Annotated in this window: 24 protein-coding genes; 7 read left to right on the plus strand and 17 right to left on the minus strand. The window is 67.4% G+C overall.

The window, feature by feature from the left end; all coding sequences use genetic code 11:
• Window positions 1–178: 178 nt before the first annotated feature.
• The 3 genes from FZ983_RS34265 to FZ983_RS23520 are packed head-to-tail and all read right to left on the minus strand — an operon-like array spanning window position 179 to window position 1,255.
• On the minus strand, window positions 179–334 hold the full coding sequence (locus FZ983_RS34265) for a hypothetical protein (RefSeq protein WP_188092470.1): 156 nt from the start codon (window positions 332–334) through the stop codon (window positions 179–181).
• Window positions 335–356: 22 nt separating this feature from the next.
• The gene (locus tag FZ983_RS23515; RefSeq protein ID WP_247883943.1) at window positions 357–659 is read right to left on the minus strand and encodes a cytochrome C oxidase subunit IV family protein; all 303 of its coding nucleotides are present in this window, start codon (window positions 657–659) and stop codon (window positions 357–359) included.
• A gap of 11 nt (window positions 660–670) precedes the next feature.
• The gene (locus FZ983_RS23520; protein WP_149225914.1) at window positions 671–1,255 is read right to left on the minus strand and encodes a cytochrome c oxidase subunit 3; all 585 of its coding nucleotides are present in this window, start codon (window positions 1,253–1,255) and stop codon (window positions 671–673) included.
• 220 nt (window positions 1,256–1,475) lie between these two features.
• Here FZ983_RS23520 and FZ983_RS23525 point away from each other — a divergent pair, with 220 nt between their 5' ends.
• From FZ983_RS23525 to nirK, 6 genes are all read left to right on the plus strand, one after another.
• A complete protein-coding gene (locus FZ983_RS23525; RefSeq protein ID WP_149225916.1) occupies window positions 1,476–1,928 on the plus strand; it encodes a cytochrome c in 453 nt (150 codons plus the stop codon).
• Window positions 1,929–1,941: 13 nt separating this feature from the next.
• A complete protein-coding gene (locus tag FZ983_RS23530; protein ID WP_149225918.1) occupies window positions 1,942–3,291 on the plus strand; it encodes a cbb3-type cytochrome c oxidase subunit I in 1,350 nt (449 codons plus the stop codon).
• A gap of 76 nt (window positions 3,292–3,367) precedes the next feature.
• Window positions 3,368–4,177, plus strand: a complete 810-nt coding sequence (locus FZ983_RS23535) for a CbbQ/NirQ/NorQ/GpvN family protein (RefSeq protein WP_149225920.1) — start codon at window positions 3,368–3,370, stop codon at window positions 4,175–4,177.
• A gap of 112 nt (window positions 4,178–4,289) precedes the next feature.
• Window positions 4,290–6,206 carry a VWA domain-containing protein gene (locus tag FZ983_RS23540; RefSeq protein WP_149225922.1) on the plus strand — a complete coding sequence of 639 codons (1,917 nt, stop codon included), beginning with the start codon at window positions 4,290–4,292 and terminating at the stop codon, window positions 6,204–6,206.
• 20 nt (window positions 6,207–6,226) lie between these two features.
• Complete coding sequence (gene mog, locus FZ983_RS23545; protein WP_149225924.1) at window positions 6,227–6,781, plus strand: molybdopterin adenylyltransferase; 555 nt, start codon at window positions 6,227–6,229, stop codon at window positions 6,779–6,781.
• Between the two features lie 144 nt (window positions 6,782–6,925).
• A complete protein-coding gene (nirK, locus tag FZ983_RS23550) occupies window positions 6,926–7,993 on the plus strand; it encodes a copper-containing nitrite reductase (protein ID WP_149225926.1) in 1,068 nt (355 codons plus the stop codon).
• Window positions 7,994–8,330: 337 nt separating this feature from the next.
• Here nirK and FZ983_RS23555 read toward each other — a convergent pair whose 3' ends face one another.
• From FZ983_RS23555 to FZ983_RS23590, 8 genes are all read right to left on the minus strand, one after another.
• A complete protein-coding gene (locus FZ983_RS23555) occupies window positions 8,331–9,608 on the minus strand; it encodes a TRAP transporter large permease (RefSeq protein WP_149225929.1) in 1,278 nt (425 codons plus the stop codon).
• A complete protein-coding gene (locus FZ983_RS23560; protein WP_149225931.1) occupies window positions 9,605–10,123 on the minus strand; it encodes a TRAP transporter small permease in 519 nt (172 codons plus the stop codon). Before FZ983_RS23560 ends, FZ983_RS23555 begins: the two co-directional genes overlap by 4 nt.
• 124 nt (window positions 10,124–10,247) lie before the next feature.
• Window positions 10,248–11,222: a C4-dicarboxylate TRAP transporter substrate-binding protein gene (locus FZ983_RS23565; protein WP_247883944.1), complete on the minus strand. Its 975-nt coding sequence runs from the start codon at window positions 11,220–11,222 to the stop codon at window positions 10,248–10,250.
• A gap of 316 nt (window positions 11,223–11,538) precedes the next feature.
• A complete protein-coding gene (locus FZ983_RS23570; protein ID WP_149225935.1) occupies window positions 11,539–12,552 on the minus strand; it encodes an SDR family oxidoreductase in 1,014 nt (337 codons plus the stop codon).
• A gap of 25 nt (window positions 12,553–12,577) precedes the next feature.
• Window positions 12,578–13,144, minus strand: coding sequence for an isoprenylcysteine carboxylmethyltransferase family protein (locus FZ983_RS23575; protein WP_149225937.1), 567 nt, complete (start codon window positions 13,142–13,144; stop codon window positions 12,578–12,580).
• 2 nt (window positions 13,145–13,146) lie between these two features.
• Window positions 13,147–14,205 carry a 3-oxoacyl-[acyl-carrier-protein] synthase III C-terminal domain-containing protein gene (locus FZ983_RS23580; RefSeq protein WP_149225940.1) on the minus strand — a complete coding sequence of 353 codons (1,059 nt, stop codon included), beginning with the start codon at window positions 14,203–14,205 and terminating at the stop codon, window positions 13,147–13,149.
• Window positions 14,206–14,350: 145 nt separating this feature from the next.
• Window positions 14,351–15,838 carry a SulP family inorganic anion transporter gene (locus FZ983_RS23585; protein WP_149225942.1) on the minus strand — a complete coding sequence of 496 codons (1,488 nt, stop codon included), beginning with the start codon at window positions 15,836–15,838 and terminating at the stop codon, window positions 14,351–14,353.
• 311 nt (window positions 15,839–16,149) lie between these two features.
• Window positions 16,150–16,383, minus strand: coding sequence for a hypothetical protein (locus FZ983_RS23590; protein ID WP_149225944.1), 234 nt, complete (start codon window positions 16,381–16,383; stop codon window positions 16,150–16,152).
• A gap of 178 nt (window positions 16,384–16,561) precedes the next feature.
• Here FZ983_RS23590 and hypF point away from each other — a divergent pair, with 178 nt between their 5' ends.
• Entirely contained in the window at window positions 16,562–18,802 is a 2,241-nt protein-coding gene (gene hypF, locus FZ983_RS23595) for a carbamoyltransferase HypF (RefSeq protein ID WP_149225946.1), read from the plus strand.
• Here hypF and FZ983_RS23600 read toward each other — a convergent pair.
• The 6 genes from FZ983_RS23600 to FZ983_RS23625 form a co-directional block, all read right to left on the minus strand.
• Window positions 18,772–19,134 (minus strand): hypothetical protein, encoded by a 363-nt coding sequence (locus FZ983_RS23600; protein ID WP_149225948.1) that lies wholly within the window; start codon window positions 19,132–19,134, stop codon window positions 18,772–18,774. The two genes, hypF and FZ983_RS23600, sit on opposite strands and share 31 nt — an antisense overlap.
• Window positions 19,135–19,385: 251 nt before the next feature.
• On the minus strand, window positions 19,386–20,180 hold the full coding sequence (gene cybH, locus FZ983_RS23605) for a Ni/Fe-hydrogenase, b-type cytochrome subunit (RefSeq protein WP_149225950.1): 795 nt from the start codon (window positions 20,178–20,180) through the stop codon (window positions 19,386–19,388).
• Between the two features lie 24 nt (window positions 20,181–20,204).
• Window positions 20,205–22,019 carry a nickel-dependent hydrogenase large subunit gene (locus tag FZ983_RS23610; RefSeq protein WP_149225952.1) on the minus strand — a complete coding sequence of 605 codons (1,815 nt, stop codon included), beginning with the start codon at window positions 22,017–22,019 and terminating at the stop codon, window positions 20,205–20,207.
• Between the two features lie 2 nt (window positions 22,020–22,021).
• Window positions 22,022–23,095 carry a hydrogenase small subunit gene (locus FZ983_RS23615; RefSeq protein ID WP_014249364.1) on the minus strand — a complete coding sequence of 358 codons (1,074 nt, stop codon included), beginning with the start codon at window positions 23,093–23,095 and terminating at the stop codon, window positions 22,022–22,024.
• A gap of 193 nt (window positions 23,096–23,288) precedes the next feature.
• Entirely contained in the window at window positions 23,289–23,837 is a 549-nt protein-coding gene (locus FZ983_RS23620) for a HupE/UreJ family protein (protein WP_149225954.1), read from the minus strand.
• A 199-nt stretch (window positions 23,838–24,036) separates the two neighbouring features.
• Complete coding sequence (locus FZ983_RS23625) at window positions 24,037–25,524, minus strand: sigma-54 dependent transcriptional regulator (RefSeq protein ID WP_149225956.1); 1,488 nt, start codon at window positions 25,522–25,524, stop codon at window positions 24,037–24,039.
• Window positions 25,525–25,537 lie beyond the last annotated feature (13 nt).

Consider the following 25,537-nt stretch of genomic DNA (forward strand, 5'->3'; position numbering starts at 1 on the left):
TCCTTGCAGAGGGAAGAGGCGATGACGGCGGGCAGGCACCGATAACGGGAAGCCGGCCCGGCCGCGGCGATCCTCCACTTTTGCGGCCCCGCCGACAATGTCGAAGATGTCGCCGGCGCATCCTCGCGGCGCATTGCCGCCGTGCGACACCTCCATGCATGGCGAGCCGGTGCGGCGGTCACTGCGTGAAGAACATCGCCGCAAACACGGCGGCAGTGGCGGCGATGGCGGTGACCAGCCCGTTGCGCCCCAGCGCCCGCTGGCGGTAGAGCGCCACCGCGAACACGATCACGGCAAGGCTGGCGATAAGCAGGCCCAGCTTGAACTCGGTCATCGGCTATCGTCCTTGAAGTTCGTCAATGCGGGCCGATCCATCCCAACGCCCCGGCGGCGGTGACCAGCAGGATGGCGCCGCACAGCAGCACCAGCCACGCGGTCATCAACAGGCGCCATCCCGGCCCGGCATGGTCCAGTTCCAGGTAATGCAGAAGGATTTCCCTTCCCTTGGCCACCGCAAGCGCCAGCAGCAGGGCCGCCCCGGCGATGCCGACCCCGCCGCCCGCATCGCCATGGCGGGCGAACAGCAGGGTCACGGCCGTCAGCCCCATCAGGACCAGCCAGGACAGCGTCAGCCGATCGATTTTCTTGAGCAATTCCATGGTCGGTCTCCTCAGCGGATCAGGTAGACGAGCGGGTAGAGGATCACCCAGACCAGATCCACCATGTGCCAGAAGGCTGCCCCGGTCTCCATATTCTCCACCAGCGTTTCCGGCCCGGATCGCGATACCAGCATAAGGATGACGATGCCCAGCACGACATGCAGGGCGTGGAAGCCGGTCAGCAGGAAATAGAGGGTGAAGAAGGTGTCGCTGTCGATGGTCAGCCCGGCACCGAGCGTCGCGGAATACTCCACCGCCTTCACCGCCAGGAAGACCGATCCCACCGCTGCGGCAGCCAGCATCGCCCGGCGCGCCTGCTTCGCGTTGCCGCGCCGTCCAGCGGCGACGGCACGGGCCGCGAGATATCCGCTGGTGACCAGCACCATGGTGTTCAGCGCTCCCAGCGTGCCGTTCAGGTGAGCTTGCCCGGCGGCGAAGGTGGCGGGATCCAGCACGCGGGCGATCGCAAAGCCCAGGAAGGCCACGCCGAACACCGCCAGCTCGCTGAAGATCAGAATCCACATCATCAGGTTGCCGGGCAGGGCATCCAGTCCGCCCGGCCTGTCCTGCGGGGCCGTCATGTCAACGTCGGCCATGTCCGATCCTTCTCATCATGTATGCGAACGATAGTCCGGCCCTGCTCCGGCCGGCTTGACCGCGGTCAAGGAATGCCCTCCTTCCACGGTCAATTATTCGCCCGACCCGTGGCGGTAAGACGCTGCGACGCCCGGCTTCCGGCCCCCGGCTTCGCGCACCCAACGCCTTCCGAACCGACCCCACTCGACGAAAAATCGAGATTGCCAGGGATCCCGAGCGATGACCGAACGCTTTACCAAGGCGGCCGCGCGAAACATCTTTTACGGCGGATCGCTGTTCTTCTTCGCGACCTTCATCGCGTTGACCGCGCTCAGCCACAATTACATCGTCAACACGAGTACGGACAAGAAGACGCTGTCCGATGCCGTCACGCGCGGCAAGCATGTGTGGGAAAAGAACTCCTGCATCAACTGCCACACGCTGCTGGGTGAAGGCGCCTATTTCGCCCCCGAGCTGGGCAATGTCTGGCTGCGCTACGGCGGCGACAAGGACCACGACGGGGCTGTCATGGCCCTGAAGGGCTGGATGGCCGCACAGCCGTCCGGGATCGAGGGGCGGCGCCAGATGCCGCAATTCAACCTGACCGACGCCGAGGTCGAGGATCTGGCCGCCTTCCTGGAATGGACCAGCCGGATCAACACCCAGAACTGGCCGCCCAAGCTGTCCGGCTGAGGAGAATTCCGTCATGAAGTACGAATCGCAAAAAGTCGCCCTCTATTACTTCGCGGCGGCCATGGGACTGTTCGGCGTGCAGATCCTGGTGGGTCTCCTGGCCGGTGTCGTCTATGTCCTGCCCAACACGCTTTCGGAGCTGTTGCCCTTCAACGTTCTCCGGATGATCCACACCAACGCGTTGATCGTCTGGCTGCTGATCGGCTTCTTCGGCGCCGCCTACTACCTGATCCCGGAAGAATCGGAGACCGAGCTGCACAGTCCGAAACTGGCGCTGATCCAGCTCGGCCTGTTCGTCTTCGGCGCGCTGGCGGCCGTGGTCGGCTACGTCTTCCGCATCCATGAGGGGCGGGAGTTCCTGGAACAGCCGACCTGGATCAAGGGGGCCATCGTCGTCGTCGCGCTGATGTTCCTCTACAACATGACGATGACGGTCATCAAAGGCCGCCGCACGGTCATCACCAACATCCTGCTGGTGGGCATGTGGGGCATCGCCATCTTCTTCCTGTTCTCCTTCTACAACCCGTCGAACCTGTCGCTGGACAAGATGTACTGGTGGTACGTCGTCCATCTGTGGGTCGAAGGCGTGTGGGAACTGGTGCTGGCCTCCATCCTCGCCTTCCTGATGATCAAGATGACCGGCGTCGACCGCGAAGTGGTCGAGAAGTGGCTGTACGCCATCGTCGGTCTGGCCCTGTTCAGCGGCATCCTCGGTACCGGCCACCATTACTACTGGATCGGCACGCCCGGCTACTGGCAGTGGATCGGCTCGCTGTTCTCGACGCTGGAAGTCGCCCCCTTCTTCACCATGGTCGTCTTCGCCTTCATGATGGTGTGGAAGAGTGGCCGGCGTCACCCGAACAAGGCGGCGATGCTGTGGTCGCTGGGCTGCGCGGTCTTCGCCTTCTTCGGCGCCGGGCTGTGGGGCTTCCTGCACACGCTGGCCCCGATCAACTACTACACCCACGGCACCCAGGTGACGGCGGCGCACGGGCACCTCGCCTTCTACGGCGCCTATGCGATGATCAACCTCGCCATCATCACCTACGCCATGCCCTACCTGCGCGGCCTGCAGCCCTACAATCAGGTCCTGAACATGTGGAGCTTCTGGCTGATGAGCGGCGGCATGGCCTTCATGACCTTCGCCCTGACCGTGGCCGGCGTGGTGCAGACCCATCTGCAGCGCGTCCTGGGCATGGACTACATGGAGGTGCAGGCACAGATCGCGCTGTTCTACTGGATGCGCCTCGGCGCCGGCGTCGCCGTGGCGGCGGGCGTGCTGGTCTACCTCTACGCCATCTTCGGTCCGGCCCGCGAGGAGCGGCCCGCCTCGATCCCGGCCAGCTACCAGCCGGCCGAGTGACGTCCCCTCCGGCCCCTGCGCTCCGTCGGTCATCCGGCACGCGCAGGGGCCGTCTTTTTTCTGGAGTTCCGCTGCGATGCCCGACGCCGCCGTCCCGATCCGCCCCTCCCTGTCCTTGCCCTTCTATCAGCCGACCGGCGACGAGTGCGCGCTGTTCGAGCATGCCTACCAACACCGGCTGCCGCTTCTGCTGAAGGGACCGACCGGCTGCGGCAAGACCCGCTTCGTCGCCCATATGGCGGCCAAGCTCGGCCGGCCGCTCTACACCGTGTCGTGCCATGACGATCTGACCGCCGCCGACCTGACCGGGCGTTACCTGCTGAAGGGCGGCGACACCGTATGGGCGGACGGTCCGCTGACCCGCGCCGTGCGCGAAGGCGCCATCTGTTATCTCGACGAGGTGGTGGAGGCGCGCAAGGACGTCACCGTCGTTCTGCACCCGCTGACCGACGATCGCCGCATCCTGCCGCTGGACCGCACCGGCGAAACGCTGGAAGCGCCGCCGGGCTTCATGCTGGTGGTGTCCTACAACCCCGGCTACCAGAATGTCCTGAAGGCGCTGAAGCCCAGCACCCGCCAGCGCTTCCTTGCCGTCGAGTTCGACTTTCCGGCGCCTGAGCGGGAAATCCCCATCGTGGCGACCGAAAGCGGTCTGACCGAGAACCGCGTCGTCCCGCTGGTCCGCCTCGCCAACGCATTGCGCGCGCTGAAGGGCCAGGATTTGGAAGAGGGGGTGTCGACCCGCCTGCTGATCTACTGCGCCACGCTGATCCGCTCCGGCATGAAGCCCGAACGCGCCATCCGCGCCGCCCTGATCGAGCCGCTGACCGACGACCCGGACATCCGCGCCGGCCTGCTCCGCGTGGCCGAGGTCACGCTGGGGTAGAAGCGGTTGGGGAAAGCGAGATCCCCTCTCCCCCCGGGGAGAGGGGGTTTTCTTCGGTTCGAAGATGTGAGGGACGGCTGCTGCAAGCCGACAGGTTGGGAGTGTGCGCATCATGCTGGAAATCTTCGAGCCGGAAGAGACCGTCGGCCGATTGTGGCACCGCCTGATCGGCGGGCGGTCGAGCTATCCGCACCATCCCGATGCCGCGGTGACGCTGGAAACGATGCGACCGCGGCTTGCGGTGTTCTTCCGCGCTCTCGGTGGTGACCGCGGGGTGCGGCTGGCCGCGGGGACAGCGACGGCCTCTGGACACCGGCTTCCCCTGCTCGACCGCATCGGGCTGGGGGCGGAACGAGTGGAACGGGCGGCGCTGGACGGCGATGTCCTTCAACTGCCGGCCGCCATCGACCAGTTCCCCGACGCGGCGCTGAACGAGCGGCTGTATGAATGGCTGGCCGCCTTCTTCGCCCATGCCGAAGCGGTGCCGCTGCCCGCCGACCCGCTGCAAGCCGACCTGCAGCTTCTGCGCAGCGCCGCGGCGACCACGGCGGCGGTGCTGACGCGCTGGCCGGGCCTGCGCCGCCTCCATGAAGAACTTGCCCGCGCCGTCGCCGGAATCCGCCCGATCCGACGCCTGCCGCCGGTGGAAACCGATGTGGAGTGCGCCGTCCTGGCGCTGCTGGGCACCGGAGCCGCGACGCCGGTCGCGGCGCGGATGCTCGACCCGGCGATCCCGCTGTCGGACTTTACCGCCCCCTACGGCTATGCCCGCCTGCTGCCGGTTCCGCTGTGGGGCCTTGTGGCGCCACCGACCGAGCGCTCGCTCGCCGCTGCCGCTGAAAGTCCGGGCGAGGGGGGACAGGCGGCAGACGGCGACCAGCGCCGCCGTGCCGCAACCCGGCGGCAGACCGACCAGATCCAGCGCAACGACCCGCTGATCCTGAACCGCTTCGAGAAGATGCTGAGCCTCGCCGAGGCGCTGAACATCCCGCGCGCGGTCGACGACGACGATGCGGAGAACGCCCGCAAGGCCGCCGACGACCTGGACGAGATCGCCGTCGGCACCCACCAGCGCAAGGCTTCGACCACGCTGAAGCTCGACCTCGACCTCGGTGCGCAGGCCGTCGACGACACGCCTTTGACGGCGACCCTGACCTATCCCGAATGGGACCACCGCCGCCGCGCCCATCTGCCCAACCATTGCCGGGTGGTCGCGGAGACCGCGCCTGCCGACGGCGAGTCCTGGCAGCCCGACGCCGCCGCGCTCCGCCGCATCCGGCAGGTCCGCCGCCAGTTCGAAGCGTTGCGCCCGAAGCGCATGCTGTTCACCGGACAGGCTGACGGCGACGAATTGGATCTGACCGCCCTGGTGCGCAGCCGGGCCGATTTCCGGGCCGGGGGATGCGGCAGCGACCGTGTGCATCAGCAGGCGCGCAACGCCGCCCGCGACCTCGCCGTCGCCGTGCTGGTCGACGGTTCGCTGTCGACCGACGGCTGGATCGATGGCCGCCGGGTGCTGGACGTGGAGAAGGAGGCGCTGCTGGCCCTGAGCCATGGCCTCACCGCCTGCGGCGACGACCATGCGCTCTACGCCTTCACCTCGCGCCGGCGCGACTGGGTGCGGGTGCAGACGCTGAAGGGCTTCGACGAACCACTGGGGGCCATCGTGACCCGCCGGATCGGCGCGCTGAAGCCCGGCTACTACACCCGCATGGGCGCGGCGATCCGTCACGCCTCCGCCCAACTGGCCGAGCGTCCGAACCGTCACCGGCTGCTGGTCCTGCTGACCGACGGCAAGCCGAACGACGTGGACCATTACGAGGGCCGTTACGGCATCGAGGACACCCGAGAGGCGATCCGCGAGGCGAGGCGCGATGGGTTGGCCGTTTTCGCCATCACCGTCGATGCGATGGCCCGCGATTACGTGCCCTATCTGTTCGGACGCGGCGCCTATGCCATATTCCCGCAGGTTTCCCACCTGACCAAGGCGCTGCCGGCACTGTACCGGCAGGTCGCCTGCGCCGCCTGACTCCATAAGGACCCAGAACAATGACCGACGCGAATGCCGCGACGCCCGCACCGGTGAAGATCGGAATCGTCACCATCTCCGACCGTGCCAGCCGCGGCGTCTACGAGGACAAGGGCGGCCCGGCGATCCGGGAGGAGTTGACGCGCATCGTCGCCTCGCCCTGGATCGCCGAGCCTCGGGTCATCCCGGACGAGTTGGACCTGATCGCCGCCACCCTGGTTGAGCTGTGCGACGTCGCCGGTTGCGATCTGGTGGTCACCACCGGCGGCACCGGCCCCGCCCCGCGCGACGTGACGCCCGAAGCGACGGAGCGGGTATGCGACAAGATGATGCCGGGATTCGGCGAACTGATGCGATCGGTCAGCCTGCGGGTGGTGCCGACCGCCATCCTGTCGCGCCAGACCGCCGGCATCCGCGGCCGCAGCCTGATCGTCAATCTGCCGGGCAAGCCGTCCGCCATCCATGACTGCCTGGAGGCGGTGTTTCCCGCGATCCCCTATTGCCTGGACCTGATCGGCGCCGGCCGCATCGAAACGGACCCGGCCATTTGCGTCGCTTTCCGTCCAAAATCGTAGTAGGAAAATCCTTATTGGTTGTATGGAAATAAAAAAGGCCTGCGACAAAGTTGCGCCCAGGCCTTCCACTTGACGGCGGTCAAGAAGAGAGGGGGAGAACGGGAGGAATATTACCTCACAAGAAACAAACCCCGAGACGACGCCATGAAGACCTCGCGCTCCCTCGTCACCGTCAGCGCCGCCGCCCTGATGATCCTCTCCGGTATCGGTGCCGCTTCGGCGGCGGACACCCTCTACGCCGACCCGAAGGTCAAGCAACCCACCCACAGCGTCGTCATGGACCCGGCGGCGGTTCCCGCCCCGGAAAAGGCCGGCAAGCGTGCGCCGAAGACCCACAAGGTCTCGCTGGTCACGACGGAAGTCGAGTCCAAGCTGGATGACGGCACCACCTACACCTACTGGACCTTCAACAACACGGTGCCCGGCCCGATGGTGCGGGTGCGGGTCGGCGACACGGTGGACGTCTCCATCGCCAACGCGCCGGAATCGACGATGAACCACTCCGTCGACTTCCATGCCGCGACCGGTTTCCTCGGCGGCGGCCAGATCACCCAGGTGGAGCCGGGCCAGACCAAGGCCTTCACCTTCAAGGCACTGACCCCCGGCGTCTATGTCTATCACTGCGCCACGCCGATGGTCGCCCACCACATCTCCAAGGGCATGTACGGCCTGATCGTGGTGGAACCGGAAGCCGGCCTGCCGCCGGTGGATCACGAATTCTACGTGATGCAACAGGAAATCTACGCCACCAAGGCGAAGAACATGACGAATGCCGAGGACGACTATGACGGTCTCGTCAACGAGCGTCCGAGCTATCTGGTGTTCAACGGCACGGTCGGCGCGCTGACCAAGGACAAGCCGCTGAAGGCCAAGGTCGGCGAGACGGTCCGCCTGTATTTCGGCGTCGGCGGCCCGAACCTGACCTCATCCTTCCACGTCATCGGCGAGATCTTCGACCGCGTCTACAACATGGGCGGATTGGAGACCGAACCGGCCAAGGGCATCCAGACCGTGACCGTCGCCCCCGGCGGCGCCACGATGGTGGAGTTCAAGGTCGACTATCCCGGCAAATACGCCCTGGTCGACCATGCGCTGAGCCGCGCCACCAAGGGCCTGATCGGCATCCTGGAAGTCGAAGGCAAGGCCGACGACAGCATCATCCTCGACAAGACCGGCGACTCCCGTAAGCAGATGGGCGAGATGCAACACTGAGAGCGGATTTGGATCAATGGAAAAGCCCCTCTCCCCTTGCGGGAGAGGGGCTTTTCGTACATCTATGCGGACAAAAGCAAAGAAGGGCTGCCGTTGCCGGCAGCCCTTCCATTGTCTATCCGTGTGTCGTCGACACCACGGCGCAGTCCTTAGCGGACCGAAATCTCCTTCGCGAAGAAAGAGACCTCGGCCTTGGCGCTCGACGACGAGTGAGACGGACAATGAGACACGAGATCACCTCCTTTCTGTTGTTGGCGTACGACACCCTATATAGGCCAAGCCGCGCAGACTGCAAGGCGATTTGTTGACCGCCCCGCTGTGACATTTGCCGGCCTGTTCACATCAGTGCGTTGGGCATGAACAGCACCAGTCCCGGCCACAGCAGCAACACCACGATCAGTCCCAGAACCGCCAGGACGAAGGGGATGGATTCGACGATGTATTCCTCGATGGGGCAGTCCAGCAGGCTGCACACCGTGTACATCGCCACCCCCACCGGCGGGGTCATCGAACCCAGCGTGACGATGGTCATCATCAGGATGCCGAAATGCACGGGATCGACGCCCAGCGGCTGGACGATCGGCAGGAAGATCGGCGTCAACAGAAGCACCAGCACCGTGCTTTCGATGAACAGACCGGCGATGAACAGGAAGATCAGGATCAGGGTCACCACCAGCACCGGCTCCCGCGTCAGGTCGGTCATGGCGGCTGCGATGCTCTGCGGGGCCTGTTCGAAGACGATGGCGTAGCCGACCATGCCGGAGAACAGGATGATCAGCATGATCAGACCGGTATCCGTCACCGCCTCCACCAGCGCGTCGATCAGCCCCTGCATGGTCAGTTCGCGGTGGGCGAAGAAACCGACCAGGACCGCATAGACGACGGCGAAGGCGCCGACCTCCGACGGGGTGAACAGACCGCCGCGGATGGCGACAAGCAGAGCCACCGGGAACAGCAGGGCCCATTTCGCGTCAACCACCGCCGCCCAGATCGCCTTGGCGGTCGGCCGCTGGGTTGTGGCGGCGCGATAGCCGCGGCGCCGGGCGATCCACCAGACGGTGACCATCAGAACGGCCATCATCAGGAAGCCGGGAACGATGCCGGCCAGGAAAAGTCGGCCGATCGACACGTTGCCGACGAAGCCGTACAGGATCAGGCCCAGGCTGGGCGGAATGGTCGCGGTGATCAGCGAACCAACCGCGATGACGGCAGAGGTGAAGCCCTTGGAATAGCCGCTGCGGATCAGGTCGGGACCCAGGATGCGCGCTTCCATCGCCGCGTCGGCGACGGCGGAGCCCGACACGCCGCCCATCAGCGTGGACAGCACGATGCAGACCTGCGCCAAACCGCCCGACATCCAGGACACCAGCACGTTCGAGCAGGCGATCAGCCGGTGGGTGATCCCGGTCCGGTTCATCATGTGGCCGGCCAGCACGAAGAAGGGGACCGCCAGCAGCGGGAAGCTCTGCGACGCGGTGGCGACCTGCTGCACCCCGATCGACATCGGGATGATGCCGTTGGTCAGGAAGAAGGTGAAGCCGGCGATGCCGATGGCGAAGGCGATGGGAACGCCCAGCCCCATCAGGACGAAAAAGGAAACGGCGAGCAGGATCACGGCATCACCTCCTCGGCGAGCGGAACTTCCGACGGCGTGTTGAAGATCGGGCGCGGGGTCCGGCGCAGCCGGCCGATGGCGGCCACCGTCTGGCCCAGCAGGGTGAAGGACAGCAGCAGGCAGCCGACCGGCACGGCCGCCGTGACGAAGGCATAGCTGATGCCGCTGTCCCCGAACTGCCGCTCCAGGTTCAGCATGGTCAACTGATAGCCCTTGACCGCCATGGTCAGCAGGAAGGCCAGCACGACCAGTGCCAGCAGGATGTCCAGCACCGCGCGCGGCCGTGCCGGCAGGCGCTTGACCAGATAGTCGATGCCGATATGGGCATGCTTGCGCAACGCGAGGTCGGCGCCGAGGAAGCTGGCCCAGGCGAACAGCAGCTGGGCGACGTCCACCGACCAGACCAGGGGATAGCCGAACCAGCGGCTGACGCCGGCCAGGAAGACCAGCAGGACGATGACGGCGAGCAGCGTCGTCGCCAACACCGCCTCCGCCTTGACGTACAGGGATTTCATCGCAAGGGGGTGCTCCGGTCCGGCCCGCCGGGATCGTCACCGCGGACGAAGGCTGCGAGCATCGGTTGCAGGAATGGGGAGCGGGAGGGAAGGGGGTGAACCGGGCAGGACACCCCCACTCCCTTTACTGCTTCACAAGCGCTTCGACCTGCTTCTGCAGGTCGCCATAGCCGAGCTTCTCGTAAACCGGGGCCGTGGCGGTGCGGAAGGGCGTCACGTCGATCTCGACGACCTGCATGCCCTTGTCCTTCATCTGCTTCTCGAAGTCCGCGAGGGAATCCTCGGTCCCCTTCGATGCGCTGTCGCCGGCCTTCAGCGATTCCTCGCGCAGCAGCGTCTGCATGTCCTTCGGCAGGCCGTCGAACCATGCGGCGCTGGTGACGATGCCGGTGATCAGGTTGATGTGGCCGGTCTTGGTCAGGTACTTCGCCACTTCGTACAGGCGGGAGCCGTAGATGGCCGGGTCCTGCGCCTCCGCCCCGTCGATCACCTGCTGCTGCATGGCGGTGTAGACTTCCGACCAGGGCAGCGGCGTCGGCGTGGCGCCCATGGCGCGGATCGTCTCCATCCACACCGGCGCACCGGGGGTGCGGACGCGCACGCCGCTGAGGTCGGCCGGCACCTTCACCGGCTTGTTGGTCAGCATGTGGCGCTCACCCTGCCACCAGTTGAAGGACAGCACCTGATGGCCCGACGCCTTGCGCAGCTTCTGCACCCACTCCTCGAACATCGGGGAGGTCACGACCTTGCGGATGCCGCCATAGCCCTGGGCGACGTAGGGCGCGCCGAGAACGCCGAACTCCTTCACGAAGACGGCCAGCCGGCCGCCGTCCACCACCACCGCGACGGGGGCGCCGGCCCGCGCCTGTTCCAGCAGATCCTCGTCCTTGCCCAGCTGCGAGGCGGGGAACAGGCGGACGCTCATCTTGCCGGCAGACCGCTTTTCCACATTGGCCTTGAACTCCTCCAGGCCCTTGTAGAGCGGATCCTGCGGCGACAGCGCCGTGTTGACGCTGAGCGTGTAGTCGGCGGCAGATGCGCCGAACGAAGCCAGGGACATCACCGAACCGAACAGCGCCGCGCGCACGGCCTTCGCCATGACAGACATCTCGTTTCCTCCCAGCAAATTGGACTGTCGGCGGCATGGAGACCGCCGTTCGACTGGTGCGTGTTCGGCCCGACACCGGGGTGCCGGCAGTGCCCGTGATCAAGGGGGCTCCGGCAGGGAAGGGAATGGCCGATGACCAGATTGTTGAACCACTGGTATGGTAGTATGTATGAATTGTCTTGGCAATAGCGTTTCCGGCGGACTGTACGTTTTGCCCGCAGGCCAGCCCCCGAATTGGTTTGCCCATAGGAAAAGGGCCGGCACCCGAGAAGGATGCCGGCCCCGTTTCTCTCCGCCTTCAGCCCGCCTAACGCAGCCGCGGCGTCATCCGGCTCATGGCGAAGCCCAGCCCGCCCGCCAGGATCAGCCCGGCGGCGACCGCCAGACCGCGGGCGGTGCCGCTGGGAGCGGCAAGCCGCAGGCTGTTGCGGGGCAGACCGAAGCGTCCGCGGGTCCGGTGCAGCCCGTCGACGGGGTGATAGAGGTTGTCCGGCCGGCCGGGGATCTCGGTCTCCTCCGTCAACTGGCCGTCCACCGCATTGTTGGCGAGGTAACGGTCGGCGAAGCCGGGAGCGAGGAAATTGCCGAGGATGGCCTGCATGGCCGATCCGCCCAGCCAATATTCGCGGCGGGGGTTCTCGGCTGCATGCAGGATGGCGCGGGCGATGTCCTCCGGCTGGAAGATCGTCCCCATCGGCCGGGCACGGCGCGGCATGTGGCTGCGCGCCCAATCGAACTGGGGCGTGTTGACCGCCGGCAGATGCACCGCCGTCAGGGTAATCCGGCTGTCCTCGTGGATCAGTTCCGAACGCAGGCTATCTACGAAGCCCTGCACCGCATGCTTGGCGGCGCAATAGGCCGACTGCAGCGGGATCGAGCGGTAGGCCAGCGCCGATCCGACCTGCAGGATCGTGCCTTGTCCCCTCACCCGCATCCGCCGCAGCGCCGTCTGGATGCCGTAGGCGGAGCCGAGATAGGTCACCTCGGTCACCCGCCTCAACTCCTCCGCCGTCACCGCATGGACCGGGCCGAAGACGGTGACCATCGCCGCGTTGATCCAGACGTCGATCGGACCGAAGGCCTCCTCAACCTTGTCGGCGGCGCTGTCCAGCGCATCGGCGTCGGCGACGTCCAGCGGCAGCACCAGCGCCCGGCCGCCCAGCCGCTCCACCTCCGCCTTCACCTCCTCCAAAGCTTCTTCGGAGCGGGCGATCAGGCCGATGGAGGCTTGCCGGTAGGCGGCGAAGGCCAGCGCCGTGGCACGGCCGACCCCGGCCGACGCGCCGGTGATGCAGACGACGGGAGCTGACGGAAGGGGCATGGGCGTTGTCCTGATCATGGTGCCATCAGGCGGCCGGCGGGACGTGGCGGCCGCTCCACCCGGTCCAACGGCCTGCACCGCCCGCAGTTCCCTGCCGGTCGCTCAGCGCCTCCTCCTCCACCTGGATGCGGCGGCGGGTGAGGGGAATGTTCAGCAGCGTGGCGGCAACGGCGATCCAGACATTGCCGAACACCAGCGGCAGCACGACCAGTTCTCCCGCCACCACGAGATAGTTGGGATGCCGGACCCAGCGGAACGGGCCGCGGCGGACCAGCGGAGCCCCGTCCAGCGTGATGATCCGCGTCGTCCAGAAGCGGCCGAGCGTCGCGATCACCCACACCCGCCCGGCCTGCAGCAGCAGGAACAGCGCCAGAAGCCAACCATTGATCGGGGCGTCCGCCGGCACCGCCAGGAACAGCGCCAGCAGCCAGCCGGCATGCAGCACGACGAACAGCGGGTAATGGGCGGCCCCGACCTCCCGCGCTCCTTCGGCCAGCAGCCGCGCTGTGTTGCGGCGGGCGACCACCAACTCAAGCAGCCGCTGCGCCGCGACCGCCAGCAGGATGACCTGCGGCCAACCGATTGCATCCATGGTCACAGATCCAGCAGGGTAAGGCCGGCGGTGAAGCCGGGGCCGAGGGCCAGCATCAGATGCGCCCCGGTGGCGCCGCTGCGCATCCGGCGGTCGAGCACGAACATCACGCTGGCCGCCGACATGTTGCCGCAGTCGCCCAGCACAGCCCAGGAGTCATCCATTCCCGCGGTGGCAGGCGCCAGCACCTCGGTCAGCGCCTGCAGGACCTTGGCGCCGCCGGTGTGGCAGATCACTCCGGACAGGTCCGCGCGGGTCATGCCGCGGCCGGTCAGGAAGCCATCGACCACCGGGGCCAGCCGCTCGCGGATCAGGCGAGGGATGTCCTGGCTGAAGACGACGCCGAAGCCCTCGTCCTCGATCCGCCAGCCCATGATCCGCCGGGTGCCCGGCCAGGTGTGTTCGGCACTGTCGATGAAGCGCGGGCCGGGGGCATCGCCGCCGTCGGTCGGCGCGCGCAGCAGGGCGGCGGCGGCACCGTCGGCGAACAAGGCGCTCGCCACCACATTGGTGGGCGAGGCCTCTTCCGGCCGGTGCGACAGGGTGCAAAGCTCGACCACCAGGAACAGCACGGTCCGCCCCGGGCTGGCGCGCGCCATCATGCCCGCGCGCGCCAGCCCCAGCGCCCCGCCGGCACAGCCCAGTCCGAAGACCGGCAGCCGCACCGTGTCGGGCCGGAAGCCCATGCGTTCGAGCAGAAGCGCCTCCAGGCTCGGCGTGGCGATGCCGGTGGTGGTGGCGCAGACGATGGCGTCGACGTCAGTCGGGCGCAGGCCGGCCGCGTCCAGCGCCTTGCCTGCCGCCTCTTCCAGCAGGTCCAGCGCGACGCGCTCGAACACGGCGGCACGCTCACCCCAGCCGTGGGGCTCCAGATACCAGGACAGCGGGCAGGCGGCATAGCGGCTGCGGATGCCGGTGTTGGCGAAGACGGGGGCCAGCCGGTCGAAGTCGCGCAGGCGATGGGCGAACACCGTCCGGGCGACGGCCAGCGTCTCCTCCTGCTCGAAGCGGTGGGGCGGCAACGCCGTGGCGACCGCCAACAGCCGCGGATCGAGTGACATCCTGCCTCCTGCATGCAGCGGAAGGCCGGCATGCGCATCCGGTCGATGCGCAGTCCAACCTTTCCAGCCAACAGGAAGCTGCCCCTGCCGTTGCGCCCGCCCACCCTCCTCAAAAGGCGATAGCCTTCCGAGGAGGGGAGGCCGTTCAGTGCGCCAGCGCGCGCTCCTCGGCGCCCGGCTTGTCGTGGGTCGCCAGCCGGTCGACGATGGTCTCGCTGGCGGCATTGAGGCCGATCAGCCGCACCTCGGTCCCGGCACGGCGGAACTTCAGCACGACACTGTCCAGCGCCGCGACACTGGAGATGTCCCAGATATGGGCGCTGGAAACATCGATGACCGCCACGTCCAGTTCCTCGCGCACATCGAAGGCGGCGGAGAAATCGTCGGCCGAGGCGAAGAACAGCTGCCCTTCGACCCGATAGGTGCGGGTGCGGCCATCCTCCGACAGGGTGGAGGTGACGCGGACCATCCGGGCGACCTTTCCGGCAAAGAAGATGCCGGACAGCAGAACGCCGATCAGCACGCCGATGGCGAGATTGTGGGTGAAGACCACCCCGGCCACCGTCGCCAGCATGACGGCGCTGGAACTGCGCGGGTGCGTCACCAGGGTCGTCAGGGACTGCCAGCTGAAGGTGCCGACCGACACCATGATCATCACCGCCACCAGGGCGGCCATCGGGATGCGCTGCACCCAGTCGCCCAGCACGACGATCAGGAACAGCAGGAACAGGCCGGCGCAGAAGGTCGACAGCCGGCCCCGGCCGCCCGACTTCACGTTGATCACCGATTGCCCGATCATCGCGCAGCCGGCCATGCCGCCGAGGAAGCCGGACACCATGTTGGCGACGCCCTGACCGACGCATTCGCGGTTCTTGTCGCTGCCGGTCTCCGTCATGTCGTCGACGATGGCCGCGGTCATCAGCGATTCCAGAAGCCCGACCACGGCGATGCCGGCGGAATAGGGCAGGATGATGCGCAGCGTCTCCAGCGTCAACGGAATGTCGGGCAGCAGGAAGACGGGCAGGGTGCTGGGCAGCTCCCCCATGTCGCCGACGGTGCGAACGTCGATGCCGAAGCCGATGGTGACCGCGGTCAGCACCAGGATGCTGACCAGCGCCGACGGCACCGCCCTGGTCAGGCGCGGCAGCAGGTAGATGATCGCCAGCCCGGCAGCGACCAGCGCATAGGTGACGGTGGGGACCCCCACCAGCTCCGGCAACTGGGCCAGGAAGATCAGAATGGCGAGCGCGTTGACGAAGCCGGTCATCACCGATTTCGACACGAAGCGCATCAGGGCCCCCAGCCGCAGGAGCCCGGCGCCGATCTGCAGCAGTCCGGCCAGCACGGTGGCGGCCAGCAGATATTGCAGGCCATGTTCCTTGACCAGCGTGACCATCAGCACCGCGGTGGCGGCTGTGGCGGCGGAGATCATGCCGGGCCGGCCGCCGACGATGGCAATGGTCATGGCGATGGCGAAGGAGGCGTAGAGGCCGATCTTGGGGTCGACCCCGGCGATGATGGAGAAGGCGATGGCCTCCGGAATCAGGGCAAGGGCGACAACGAGCCCGGACAGCAAGTCGCCGCGCATGTTGCCGAACCACTCCTGGCGAAGCCGTTGCAAATCGATGGTCATGGGTCTCGCAAGCTCAGGACGGGACGGCGGCAGCGCCCGCGTTCCGGCGGAAGCCGGGCGGTTTGTCGCCATCGACGATGATCGGGAATGAAAGGAATCGCTGCGAAGCGGCGGCCGGCCGGGGAGTTGCGCGGTCGGGCTTCAGGTCAATGCAGGGAGCAGGCCGTCAAGGCGGCGTGACGCGGTGCAGCATGAAGGCAGACGTAACAGAATGTCGCAGGCCCGGCAACCCCGTGCATGGTTGCCCGGCGTGGACGCAAAAAGGCGGCGCCCCGCAGAGCGCCGCCTTCCTGGTGGACCGATCCGTTCCGTCAGGCCTGACGCGGCTTCAGCGGCGCGGTGTCGCGGAAGGGCTTGTCCACACCACCCTTGTCGTTGGTCTGGTTCTCGATATCGCCCTCGAAGGTGCTTTCGCCCTGGGCCAGATCCATGTCGTCCGCCGACATTCCGGCGGCGCGGGCGCCCTTGGTCCCACCGATCTGCGGGTTGTTCTTCAGGTCGGCATCGGTCGGCTTGTCGGTCTTCTCGTGCTTGCTTGCGCTCATGACGGCGTCTCCGTTCCGGTTCCGCGAATGTCCTCCTCTCAACCGACGACGCCGCCGGTTGTTGCGGCCCTGACCCTCCGTACAGACCATCCGCCGCAGCGATTGTCCCTTCTCCCCCCCGGGGAGAAGGTTAGGATGAGGGGGTTCGGCACAGCCGAAGATCACCCAGAAGGCTTCCATGTCCCCTGACGACGAACGGCTGAGGATCCGCGTGCGCGGACGGGTGCAGGGAGTGGGATTCCGCCCGCATGTCCATGCGCTCGCCCGGCGCTTCGGCCTGACCGGCTGGGTGCTGAACGACCCCCGGGGCGTGCTGATCGAAGTGCAGGGCGCCGAAACCTCCGCGTTCCGCGCCGCAATCACCGAAGAGGCTCCGCCGCTTGCCCGCATCGATGCGGTGGACTGCGAAACCGTCGCCCCGCTCCCCGGTGAGGACGCCTTCACCATCCGCCACAGCGAGTCCGCGGGCGCCATCGCCACCGGCATCGGTCCCGACGCCACGGTATGCCCGGCCTGCCTTGCCGAGTTGTTCGACCCGGCGGACCGCCGCTACCGCTATGCCTTCCTGAACTGCACCCATTGCGGCCCGCGCTACACCATCACGCGGCGGCTGCCCTATGACCGGCCGCAGACGGCGATGGCCGCCTTTGCGCTCTGCCCAGACTGCAGGGCGGAGTACGAGGACCCGGCCGACCGCCGCTTCCATGCCCAGCCGACCGCCTGCCCGGCCTGCGGTCCCCGCCTGTCGCATTCGCCGGAAGATATTCTGGCCGCCCTGCGGGCCGGCAGGATCGTTGCCATCAAGGGGCTGGGTGGTTTCCACCTCGCCTGCGACGCCACGCGCGCCGACGCGGTGGAGCGGCTGCGCCGGGTCAAGCAGCGCAACGGCAAGCCCTTCGCCCTGATGGTCGCCAATGCTGAGTCAGCCGTCCGCCATGTCCGGGTGGACAGCGACGAGCGCCGATTGCTGGAGGGGGTGGCGCGCCCCATCGTCCTGCTGCGGCGGCAGGAGGATGCGCCGGAACTGGCGCCCGACATCGCCCCCGGATTGGCATGGCTGGGCGTCATGCTGCCCTACACGCCGCTGCATTACCTGCTGTTCCACGAGGCGGCGGGGCGGCCGGACGGCACCGGCTGGCTGCGAGAACCGCAGGGCCTGACCCTCGTCATGACCTCCGCCAATCCCGGCGGGGAGCCGCTCGCCATCGGGAACTGGGAGGCACGGGAAAGGCTGGCCGGCATCGCCGACCTGATCGTCGACCACGACCGCGACATCGTGATCCGCGCCGACGACAGCGTGGTGCGCAAGCTGGCCGGCGCGCCCGCCTTCCTGCGCCGTGGCCGCGGCCATGTCCCGGAGCCGATCCGGTTGGCCCGCCCCGTGCCGCCGATCCTGGCGGTCGGCGGCCACCTCAAGGCGACAATCTGCGTCACCCGCGGCGACGAGGCCTTCTTGTCCCAGCACATCGGCGACCTCGACAATGCCGCCACACTGGGTTTCCTGGAGGAGACGGTCGCCCATCTGCTGCACATCCTGGGCGTGGAACCGGTGGCGGTCGCCCATGACAAGCACCCCGATTTCCAGTCCACTCGCTTCGCCGAGCGGAGCGGCCTGCCCGCCATCGCGGTCCAGCACCACCACGCCCATGTCGCCGCGGTGATGGCCGAGCACCGGATCGACGGTCCGGCGCTGGGCCTTGCCCTCGATGGCTTCGGGTTGGGGGAGGGGGGAGGGTCCTGGGGTGGGGAGATGCTGCTGGTCGACGGCTTGCAGTCGGAGCGGTTGGGAAGTCTCGCCCCGCTCGCCCAGCCCGGCGGCGATGTCGCCGCCCGCCAGCCCTGGCGGATGGCAGCCGCTGCCCTGGTGCGCATGGGCCGGGCCGACGAGATCGGTCCGCGCTTTGCCGGTCACGGACCGGCCGAGGGCGTGCGCCGGATGATCGAGCGCGGGATCAACGCCCCGCTCACCAGTTCCTGCGGACGCTGGTTCGATGCCGCCTGCGGGCTGTTGGGAGTCCGTGCGGTCGCGGGTTTCGAGGGCGAGGCGCCGATGGCGCTGGAATCGCTGGTGCATCAGCCGCGGGTGGCGGAGGGGGCGTGGCGGATCGAGGGCGGCGAGCTGGACCTGACGCCGCTGTTGGAACGCCTGCTGTCGGTTCCCGACGTGGTCGAGGGGGCGGAGCTGTTCCACGGCACGCTGGCCGCGGCTCTGGTGGATTGGACGCTGCCGGTGCTGCGCGCACGTGGCCTGGAGCGGGTGGTGCTGTCCGGCGGTTGCCTGATGAACGCGGTGCTGGCGGAGGAACTGGTCGCCGGCTTCCGCGCCGCTCGCGTGGAGCCGCTGCTGCCGCGGCTGGCCCCTGCCAACGACGGCGGGCTCAGCCTCGGTCAGGCGTGGGCTGCGTCCTTCGCCCTGTAGGTGAAGAGCGGCATCTGGACCGGCGCCCGCACACTGGTCTTGGGCGCCGGGGCATCGGCGGTGCGGTTGGCCTTGTCGAACTCATACAGGCCGCGATACTTGCCGATGTAGCCCTTGCGGCAGGCACGATGGAACCGCTGCGACGCCGTTTCCCAATCGTCGCCCGGCCGCAGCCAGCTGACATAGGTGGTGCCGCTGCGCAGATCGGTGCGCAGGAACCGCCCGCGCCCCTTCTCGCCCCGCACCCACTGGCCGGGATTCAGCGTCAGCGCCCCGCGCGCCAGAAGCATTTTCACCTGCGGGGTCAATTCGATGGTCGGAAAATAAGGCATGACGTCCTCCGGCCGCACCCGGAGGGGGCGGCGCTGATCTGGGATTCCCGGCTGTTTCGGAACCTCCCTGATATGGGAACGTATGCGGAACAAATCAAGGTTTTCCAAGGGTGTGGGGATGATTGCGTAGGCAGAGTATTGCCCCCACCCCGACCCTCCCCCGCTTCACGGGAGAGGGTGCCTTCTGCGAGGCGGCGGCAGTCCCCTCCACCGCCAAAGGCGGGGGAGGGTGAGGGAGGGAGCAGAGAACCTCACCCCACCCGCGCCGCCTTCTTCACCGGGCGCTCATGCTCCTCGTCGGCCGGAGCCTCGGCGTCCTTGAAAGTGCGGACGCCGCTGATCATGGTGGAGATGATCGACTGGCGGGACATGATGTCCTCGCGCACCGCGGCATAGACATGGACGATCACGAACAGCAGGATCGCCCACATGCCCAGATGGTGCCAGGTGTGGACGTCCATGCTCTGGCCGAACAGCGGGATCACCCAGCCGAACAGCTTGTCCTGCCAGCTGCCCAGCCCGGCGCCTTCGCTGTAGAGCGCGAAGCCGGTGACGATCATGAAGACGCTGCCGACCGCGATGGCCCAGAACATGGCGAACTGCGCCAGCGGGTTGTGCCCGACATACAGCTTCGGCTTGCGCTCCAGGAACAGGTACCAGCGCGCCTCCAGGAACAGTTCGCCCCACCAATGGCGGTCCCAGAAGGGGAAGCGGAACAGCTGGCGGGCATGGTGGTTGCCGGCGAAGGCCCAATAGAGCCGGCCGATGAAGCCGATGGTGAAGATGTAGGCCGCCGCGAAATGAACGAAGCGGATGTAGCCCATCAGGAAATTGGCGCTCGCCTCGCCCGGCATGCTCGGCAGCGGGTTGGCGATCAGATAGCCGGTGACCGACAGCACCGTGATCGCCAGCGCGTTGACCCAGTGCCAGATCCGCACCGGCACCTCATACACATAGATCGCCTTCAGGAAGCGGCCGCCACCCGAAGCGGCCGTTCCCTCCTCGTCCGGTGTCGCGACCGGCTTCGCATCGTCGAGAGGAGCCATGACGTAATCCTCCTCGGTTGCCGGTCAGCGCACGGTGACGCGGGCCAGTTCGGCGCCGTCGGGCGCCATGACGTGGGTGGAGCAGGCAAGGCACGGGTCGAAGCTGTGCAGGGTGCGCAGGATCTCCACCGGCTCGTCCGGGCGGGCCATCGGCGTGTTCAGCAGCGACGCCTCGAACGCCCCGATGTTGCCCTTGGGATCGCGCGGGCTGCCGTTCCAGGTCGTCGGCACGACGCACTGGTAGTTGTCGATCTTGCCTTCCTTGATCTTGATCCAGTGGCCCAGGCCGCCGCGCGGGGCGGCGACGGTGCCGACGCCCTTGGCCTCCTTCGGCCAGGTCTTCGGGTCCCACTTCTCGACATTTGCGGTGGCGGTGTCGCCGGCCTTGATGTTGGCGATCAGGGCATTCCAGTCGTCCATCATCATGGTGCAGCAGTACTGGCATTCCAGCGCGCGGGCCAGGGTGCGGCCGATGGTGGTCGGCAGCGCCTGCTGCGGCGTGAAGTTCGTGCCGGCCAGTTTGTTGAAGGCGCCGAGAGATTCGGTGATCTGGTCCTTCACGTAACCGACGCCCTGGGCATAGGCCAGGATGTAGCGGGGCAGGGGGCCGACCTCCACCGCATGGCCGCGCCAGCGCGGAGCCTTGATCCAGGAATACTTGGCGGCCTCGTCAAGCTCCTTGATGTCGGTGCGGGTGCCCTTGGTGTTGGCGCCCAGTTCGAACTTGGCCTGGGTCACGCCGTCCCACGGGTGCAGGCCCTTGCTCTCGTCCTCGTAGTGATACCAGCTGTGGGCGACGAACTCCTGCACCTGGGCCGGGTCGCGCGGGTCGATGGGATGGACCTCGTTCCAGTTGCCGTTCAGGATGACGCCGCCCGGCAGCTGGCAGGTGGAATGGTCGTACGGCACCTTCTCGTAATCGCCATAGTCCATGACGTTGGTCGCCGCCAGCCCGCCGCCATAGAGCCAGTCCTTGTAGAAGCTGGCGATGGCGAGCACGTCCGGCAGATAGACGTTCTCGACGAAGGCCGTGGCCTCTTGGATGCGGGCGCGGATGAAGTTCAGCCGCTCCATGTTCAGCGGCGCGCCCGACGACCCGTTGCCGTCCATGTTGATGGCGCAGGGAACGCCGCCGACCATGTAGTTCGGGTGCGGGTTCTTGCCGCCGAGGATGGTGTGGATCTTGACGATGTCCTTCTGGAGATCGAGCGCCTCCAGGTAATGGGTCACCGCCATCAGGTCGGCTTCCGGCGACAGCTTGTAGGCCGGGTTGTCCCAATAGCCGTTCTTGAAGATGCCGAGCTGGCCGCTCTCCACGAACTTCTTCAGGCGGGTCTGGACGTCGCGGAAATAGCCGGGGCTGGACTTGGCATGGCGCGGCGACACCGCCTGCTGCAGCGCCGAGGTCGCCTGCGGATCGGCCTTCAGCGCGTTGACCGGGTTGACCCAGTCCAGCGCATGCAGGTGGTAGAAATGGACGATGTGGTCATGGACCTGCAGCGTCTTCGCCATGATCTCGCGGATCAGATGGGCGTTCTTCGGGATGCGGATCTGCAGCGCATCCTCCACCGCGCGGACCGAGGTCAACGCGTGGCAGCCGGTGCAGACGCCGCAGATGCGCTCGACGAAGGCCCAGGCGTCGCGCGGATCGCGACCCTTCAGGATGACTTCGAGGCCGCGCCACATGGTGCCGGTCGACACCGCGTTGCGGATGACGTTGTCGCTGTCGACGTTCACCTCGCAGCGCATGTGGCCTTCGATGCGGGTAACCGGATCGACGACGATGCGCTTGCCGCCGTTGTCGAGCGAGAAGCCGTTCGGGGTCTGGACGATGCCCATGGTCAGACGTCTCCCTTGTGCTGCGCGCGCTTCAGGGCGCTGACCGCCGCGTGGGCGGCGATGATGCTGCCGACGCCGATGGCGGCGGTGGTGCCGATCTCGTCGGCGTTGGCTTCGATCCCGAACTGGAGGATGTCGGACTGGCGGGCATACCAGGAGCCCTTGTCCCAGAATCCGTCCTCCGAACAGCCGATGCAGCCGTGGCCGGACTGGATGGGGAAGCTGGTGCCCTCGTTCCAGCGAACGGTGGAGCAGGCGTTGTAGGTGGTCGGACCCTTGCAGCCGACCTTGTAGAGGCAATAGCCCTTGCGCGCGCCCTCGTCGTCGAAGGACTCCACGAACTGGCCGGCGTCGAAATGCGGCCGGCGATAGCATTTGTCATGGATGCGCTGGCTGTAGAACATCTTCGGCCGGCCCTGGCGGTCCAGCTCCGGGATGCGGTCGAAGGTCAGCATGTAGGTGATGACGCCGGTCATCACCTCGGCGATCGGCGGGCAGCCGGGAACCTTGATGATCGGCTTGTCGGTGATGACCTCATGCACCGGGGTGGCGCGGGTCGGGTTCGGACGCGCCGCCTGGACGCAGCCGAAGGAGGCGCAGGAGCCCCAGGAGATGATCGCCTTGGCGTCCTTGGCGACCTTGCGCAGCTGGTCGGTGAAGGGCTTGCCGCCGACGATGCAGGACATGCCGTCCTGGTTCAGCGGCGGATTGCCTTCCACCGCGAGGATGTAGTTGCCCTTGTACTTCTCCATCACCTCGTCGAGGATCGCCTCGGCCTGATGGCCGGCCGACGCCATCAGCGTGTCGTCGTAATCCAGCGAGATCATCGACAGCACCACGTCCTTGACCAGCGGGTGCGCGGAGCGGATGAAGGATTCCGAACAGCAGGTGCATTCCAGGCCATGCAGCCACAGCACGGGCGTGCGCGGCTTGGTTTCCATGGCATGGACGATCTGCGGCACCAGTTCCGGCCCCAGCCCGAGGGCCGCGGCGGTGAGCGAGCAGTATTTCAGGAACGAACGGCGTGTGATCCCCTGCCGCCGCATCACCTCGTAGAAGGTTTCCAGCGTTGCCATCGGTTTGTTTTCTCCCCTGGGGCGGCACCGGCGTGCGAGGGGCCGGTGCGCTTCTCCGTCGGGCATAGGCAACAACCGTGCCGTAATACGAACATTTGGCAAAGCAACGGTTTCATGCCCGGACTGCCCCCTGCCTCTGGCAAGCTCCCGGCCAAAACGACGGCCGGGGTGGCAGGGGAGTTGCCGGTGGTTGTCAGGCGGACTGGCTGTCCTCAACCGGCCGGCCGACCAGCCGGTGGAGCGCCAGACCCAATGCGATGCCGGCCGCATGCAGCCCGGCGGTGCTGGTCAGGAAGCCGGCGGCATAGCCCAGCGCCGCGGCGTCGGCCGGCATCTCCGCCCCATGGGCGAAGCCGTGGAACAGGCCGAAGGCGGCGGCGAACAGGGCGCCCACCACGCCGTTGCGCGACATCGGCATGACGCACAGCAGGGCCAGCACGACGGTGGAGGCGTATATCGTCGGCTCGACCAGCGGCAGCTCGCCGCCGATCAGCGCGAACAGCCCGCCGGCCAGCATGGCGGCCAGGAAGGCCCCCGGCACCGCCAGCACGGCGCGCCCGCCGATGGTGGCGCCATAGACGCCGACCGTGACCATGGCGATCAGGTGGTCGAGCCCGCCCAGCGGATGCGCCACTCCGTCGAGGAATCCGGCGCCGGCGAGATGGCCGGGATGGGCCAGCGCCGGGGTGGCGGCGAGCGCAACGGCAGCCGCGATGACGGTAAGGCGAGTGGTTTTCGACATATCGAACGGCTCCTCGGGGTTCTTGTGGTTTGGTGATCGGAACATGCCCTCTCCCGCCCCGGGAGAGGGAGGGGCCCCACGGAGTGGCGAGGGTGAGGGGCATTCCGGACATGGATCTCCGATCCTTGTCGTACCCCTCACCCTTCCCACCGCTTCGCGGCGGGCCCCTTCCCTCTCCCGGGGCGGGAGAGGGGGGATACTAATGCCTCTGCGCCGGCCCGCGCTCGATGCCGTAGCGCTCCAGCTTGGCGCGCAGGCCCATGCGGGACAGGCCCAGCTCGTCGGCGGCCTTGCTCTTGTTCCAGCGGCAGCGCACCAGCGTTTCCATCAGGATGCCGGCCTCCAGCCGCTCGATCCGCGACTTCAGCGGCCCGCCCTGGCCGATCAGGTCGAGCGGCGGCAGCGGACCGTCCTCTGGCGAAGCCGGGCGGGCGTTCAGCGCGGCACCGCGCAGGACCTGGTCGGACAGCAGGTCGGCGCCCAGCAGGTCGCCCTCGCACAGCACCAGCATGCGCATGATCTCGTTCTGCAGTTCGCGCACGTTGCCGGGCCAGCCGTAGGATTCCAGGCAGGCCAGCGTGTCGGGGGCGAAGCCGGCAACGGGCTTGCCATGGGCGGCCGACAGCCGGTCGAGGATGTGGCGGGCCAGAACCGGGATGTCGTCGGGCCGGTCGCGCAGGGGCGGCATGGTCAGCGTCATGGTGCTGAGCCGGTAATACAGATCCTCGCGGAAGCGGCCGGCCTTCACCTCCGCGGTCAGGTCGCGGTGGGTGGCGGCGACGACGCGGACATCGACCCGCCGCGTCTCGTTGGAGCCGACGGGCCGGATCTCACCCTCCTGCAGGAAGCGCAGAAGCCGGACCTGGAAGGCCGGGCTGATGTCGCCGATCTCGTCCAGGAAGATGGTGCCGCCATCCGCCTGTTCCAGCAGGCCGAGGCGGTTGCTGTGCGCGCCGGTGAAGGCCCCCTTCTTGTGGCCGAACAGCTCGCTTTCCAGCAGCTCGTCCGGGATGGCGCCGCAATTCTCGCAGTAGAAGGGCTGGTCGGACCGCGGGCTGCCGTAATGGATGGCGCGCGCCAGCAACTCCTTGCCGGTGCCGGTCTCGCCCAGCACCAGCACCGGCACGTTGAAGCCGGCCACCCGCTCCGCCTGCCGGCAGACCTCCTCCACCGGGCTGCCCTCGGCCCGGACCAGCCCGTCGAAGCGGTAGGACTGCCGCACCCGCTCGCGCCTTGAGGCCACGCGGGTCTCGGCCACGGGGGGCAGCAGCTTCAGCTCATTGGTCAGCCGGTCATGCTCGCGCTGAAGCTGGTACATCTTCGCCGCGTTGCGGGCGGTCAGCAGCAGATGGTCGGGATGCCAGGGCTTGGTGATGAACTGGTGGATGCCGGCGGTGTTGATGGCGCCGATGATGTCCTCGGGGTCGATGTAGCCGGTGATGACGATGCGCACCACCTCCGGCCAGCGTTCGCGCACCTGGGTCAGGAACTCGACGCCGCTGACCTCCGGCATCCGCTGGTCGGAGAAGATCACCTGGATCCATTCGGTTTCCAGCAGGCGCAGGCCCTCCTCCGCCGAAAGGGCGGTGAAGACCTCGAACTCCTCGTCCAGCAGGCGGGCGATGACCTCGACGGAGCGCGGCTCGTCATCCACCACCAGGATGCCGGGGCGGGCGGGGTCGGTCATCGCGCGGGGTCCT

The sequence above is a fragment of the Azospirillum sp. B21 genome, from assembly GCF_008364825.1.
Taxonomy (GTDB): Bacteria; Pseudomonadota; Alphaproteobacteria; order Azospirillales; family Azospirillaceae; genus Azospirillum.

Excerpts from the sequence above, each read along its gene's own strand:
- FZ983_RS23565 (WP_247883944.1), bottom strand. The coding sequence starts at position 11,222 with ATGGCGAAGGCCGTGCGCGCGGCGCTGTTCGGTTCGGTGATGTCCCTG.
- FZ983_RS23515 (WP_247883943.1), bottom strand. The coding sequence starts at position 659 with ATGGAATTGCTCAAGAAAATCGATCGGCTGACGCTGTCCTGGCTGGTC.
- FZ983_RS23540 (WP_149225922.1), top strand. The coding sequence starts at position 4,290 with ATGCTGGAAATCTTCGAGCCGGAAGAGACCGTCGGCCGATTGTGGCAC.
- FZ983_RS23615 (WP_014249364.1), bottom strand. The coding sequence starts at position 23,095 with ATGGCAACGCTGGAAACCTTCTACGAGGTGATGCGGCGGCAGGGGATC.
- FZ983_RS23620 (WP_149225954.1), bottom strand. The coding sequence starts at position 23,837 with ATGTCGAAAACCACTCGCCTTACCGTCATCGCGGCTGCCGTTGCGCTC.
- FZ983_RS23520 (WP_149225914.1), bottom strand. The coding sequence starts at position 1,255 with ATGGCCGACGTTGACATGACGGCCCCGCAGGACAGGCCGGGCGGACTG.
- FZ983_RS23590 (WP_149225944.1), bottom strand. The coding sequence starts at position 16,383 with ATGAGCGCAAGCAAGCACGAGAAGACCGACAAGCCGACCGATGCCGAC.
- FZ983_RS23610 (WP_149225952.1), bottom strand. The coding sequence starts at position 22,019 with ATGGGCATCGTCCAGACCCCGAACGGCTTCTCGCTCGACAACGGCGGC.
- FZ983_RS23570 (WP_149225935.1), bottom strand. The coding sequence starts at position 12,552 with ATGCCCCTTCCGTCAGCTCCCGTCGTCTGCATCACCGGCGCGTCGGCC.
- FZ983_RS23560 (WP_149225931.1), bottom strand. The coding sequence starts at position 10,123 with ATGAAATCCCTGTACGTCAAGGCGGAGGCGGTGTTGGCGACGACGCTG.
- FZ983_RS34265 (WP_188092470.1), bottom strand. The coding sequence starts at position 334 with ATGACCGAGTTCAAGCTGGGCCTGCTTATCGCCAGCCTTGCCGTGATC.
- FZ983_RS23535 (WP_149225920.1), top strand. The coding sequence starts at position 3,368 with ATGCCCGACGCCGCCGTCCCGATCCGCCCCTCCCTGTCCTTGCCCTTC.
- cybH (WP_149225950.1), bottom strand. The coding sequence starts at position 20,180 with ATGGCTCCTCTCGACGATGCGAAGCCGGTCGCGACACCGGACGAGGAG.
- FZ983_RS23525 (WP_149225916.1), top strand. The coding sequence starts at position 1,476 with ATGACCGAACGCTTTACCAAGGCGGCCGCGCGAAACATCTTTTACGGC.
- FZ983_RS23625 (WP_149225956.1), bottom strand. The coding sequence starts at position 25,524 with ATGACCGACCCCGCCCGCCCCGGCATCCTGGTGGTGGATGACGAGCCG.
- FZ983_RS23575 (WP_149225937.1), bottom strand. The coding sequence starts at position 13,144 with ATGGATGCAATCGGTTGGCCGCAGGTCATCCTGCTGGCGGTCGCGGCG.
- FZ983_RS23600 (WP_149225948.1), bottom strand. The coding sequence starts at position 19,134 with ATGCCTTATTTTCCGACCATCGAATTGACCCCGCAGGTGAAAATGCTT.
- mog (WP_149225924.1), top strand. The coding sequence starts at position 6,227 with ATGACCGACGCGAATGCCGCGACGCCCGCACCGGTGAAGATCGGAATC.
- FZ983_RS23580 (WP_149225940.1), bottom strand. The coding sequence starts at position 14,205 with ATGTCACTCGATCCGCGGCTGTTGGCGGTCGCCACGGCGTTGCCGCCC.
- nirK (WP_149225926.1), top strand. The coding sequence starts at position 6,926 with ATGAAGACCTCGCGCTCCCTCGTCACCGTCAGCGCCGCCGCCCTGATG.
- FZ983_RS23530 (WP_149225918.1), top strand. The coding sequence starts at position 1,942 with ATGAAGTACGAATCGCAAAAAGTCGCCCTCTATTACTTCGCGGCGGCC.
- FZ983_RS23585 (WP_149225942.1), bottom strand. The coding sequence starts at position 15,838 with ATGACCATCGATTTGCAACGGCTTCGCCAGGAGTGGTTCGGCAACATG.
- hypF (WP_149225946.1), top strand. The coding sequence starts at position 16,562 with ATGTCCCCTGACGACGAACGGCTGAGGATCCGCGTGCGCGGACGGGTG.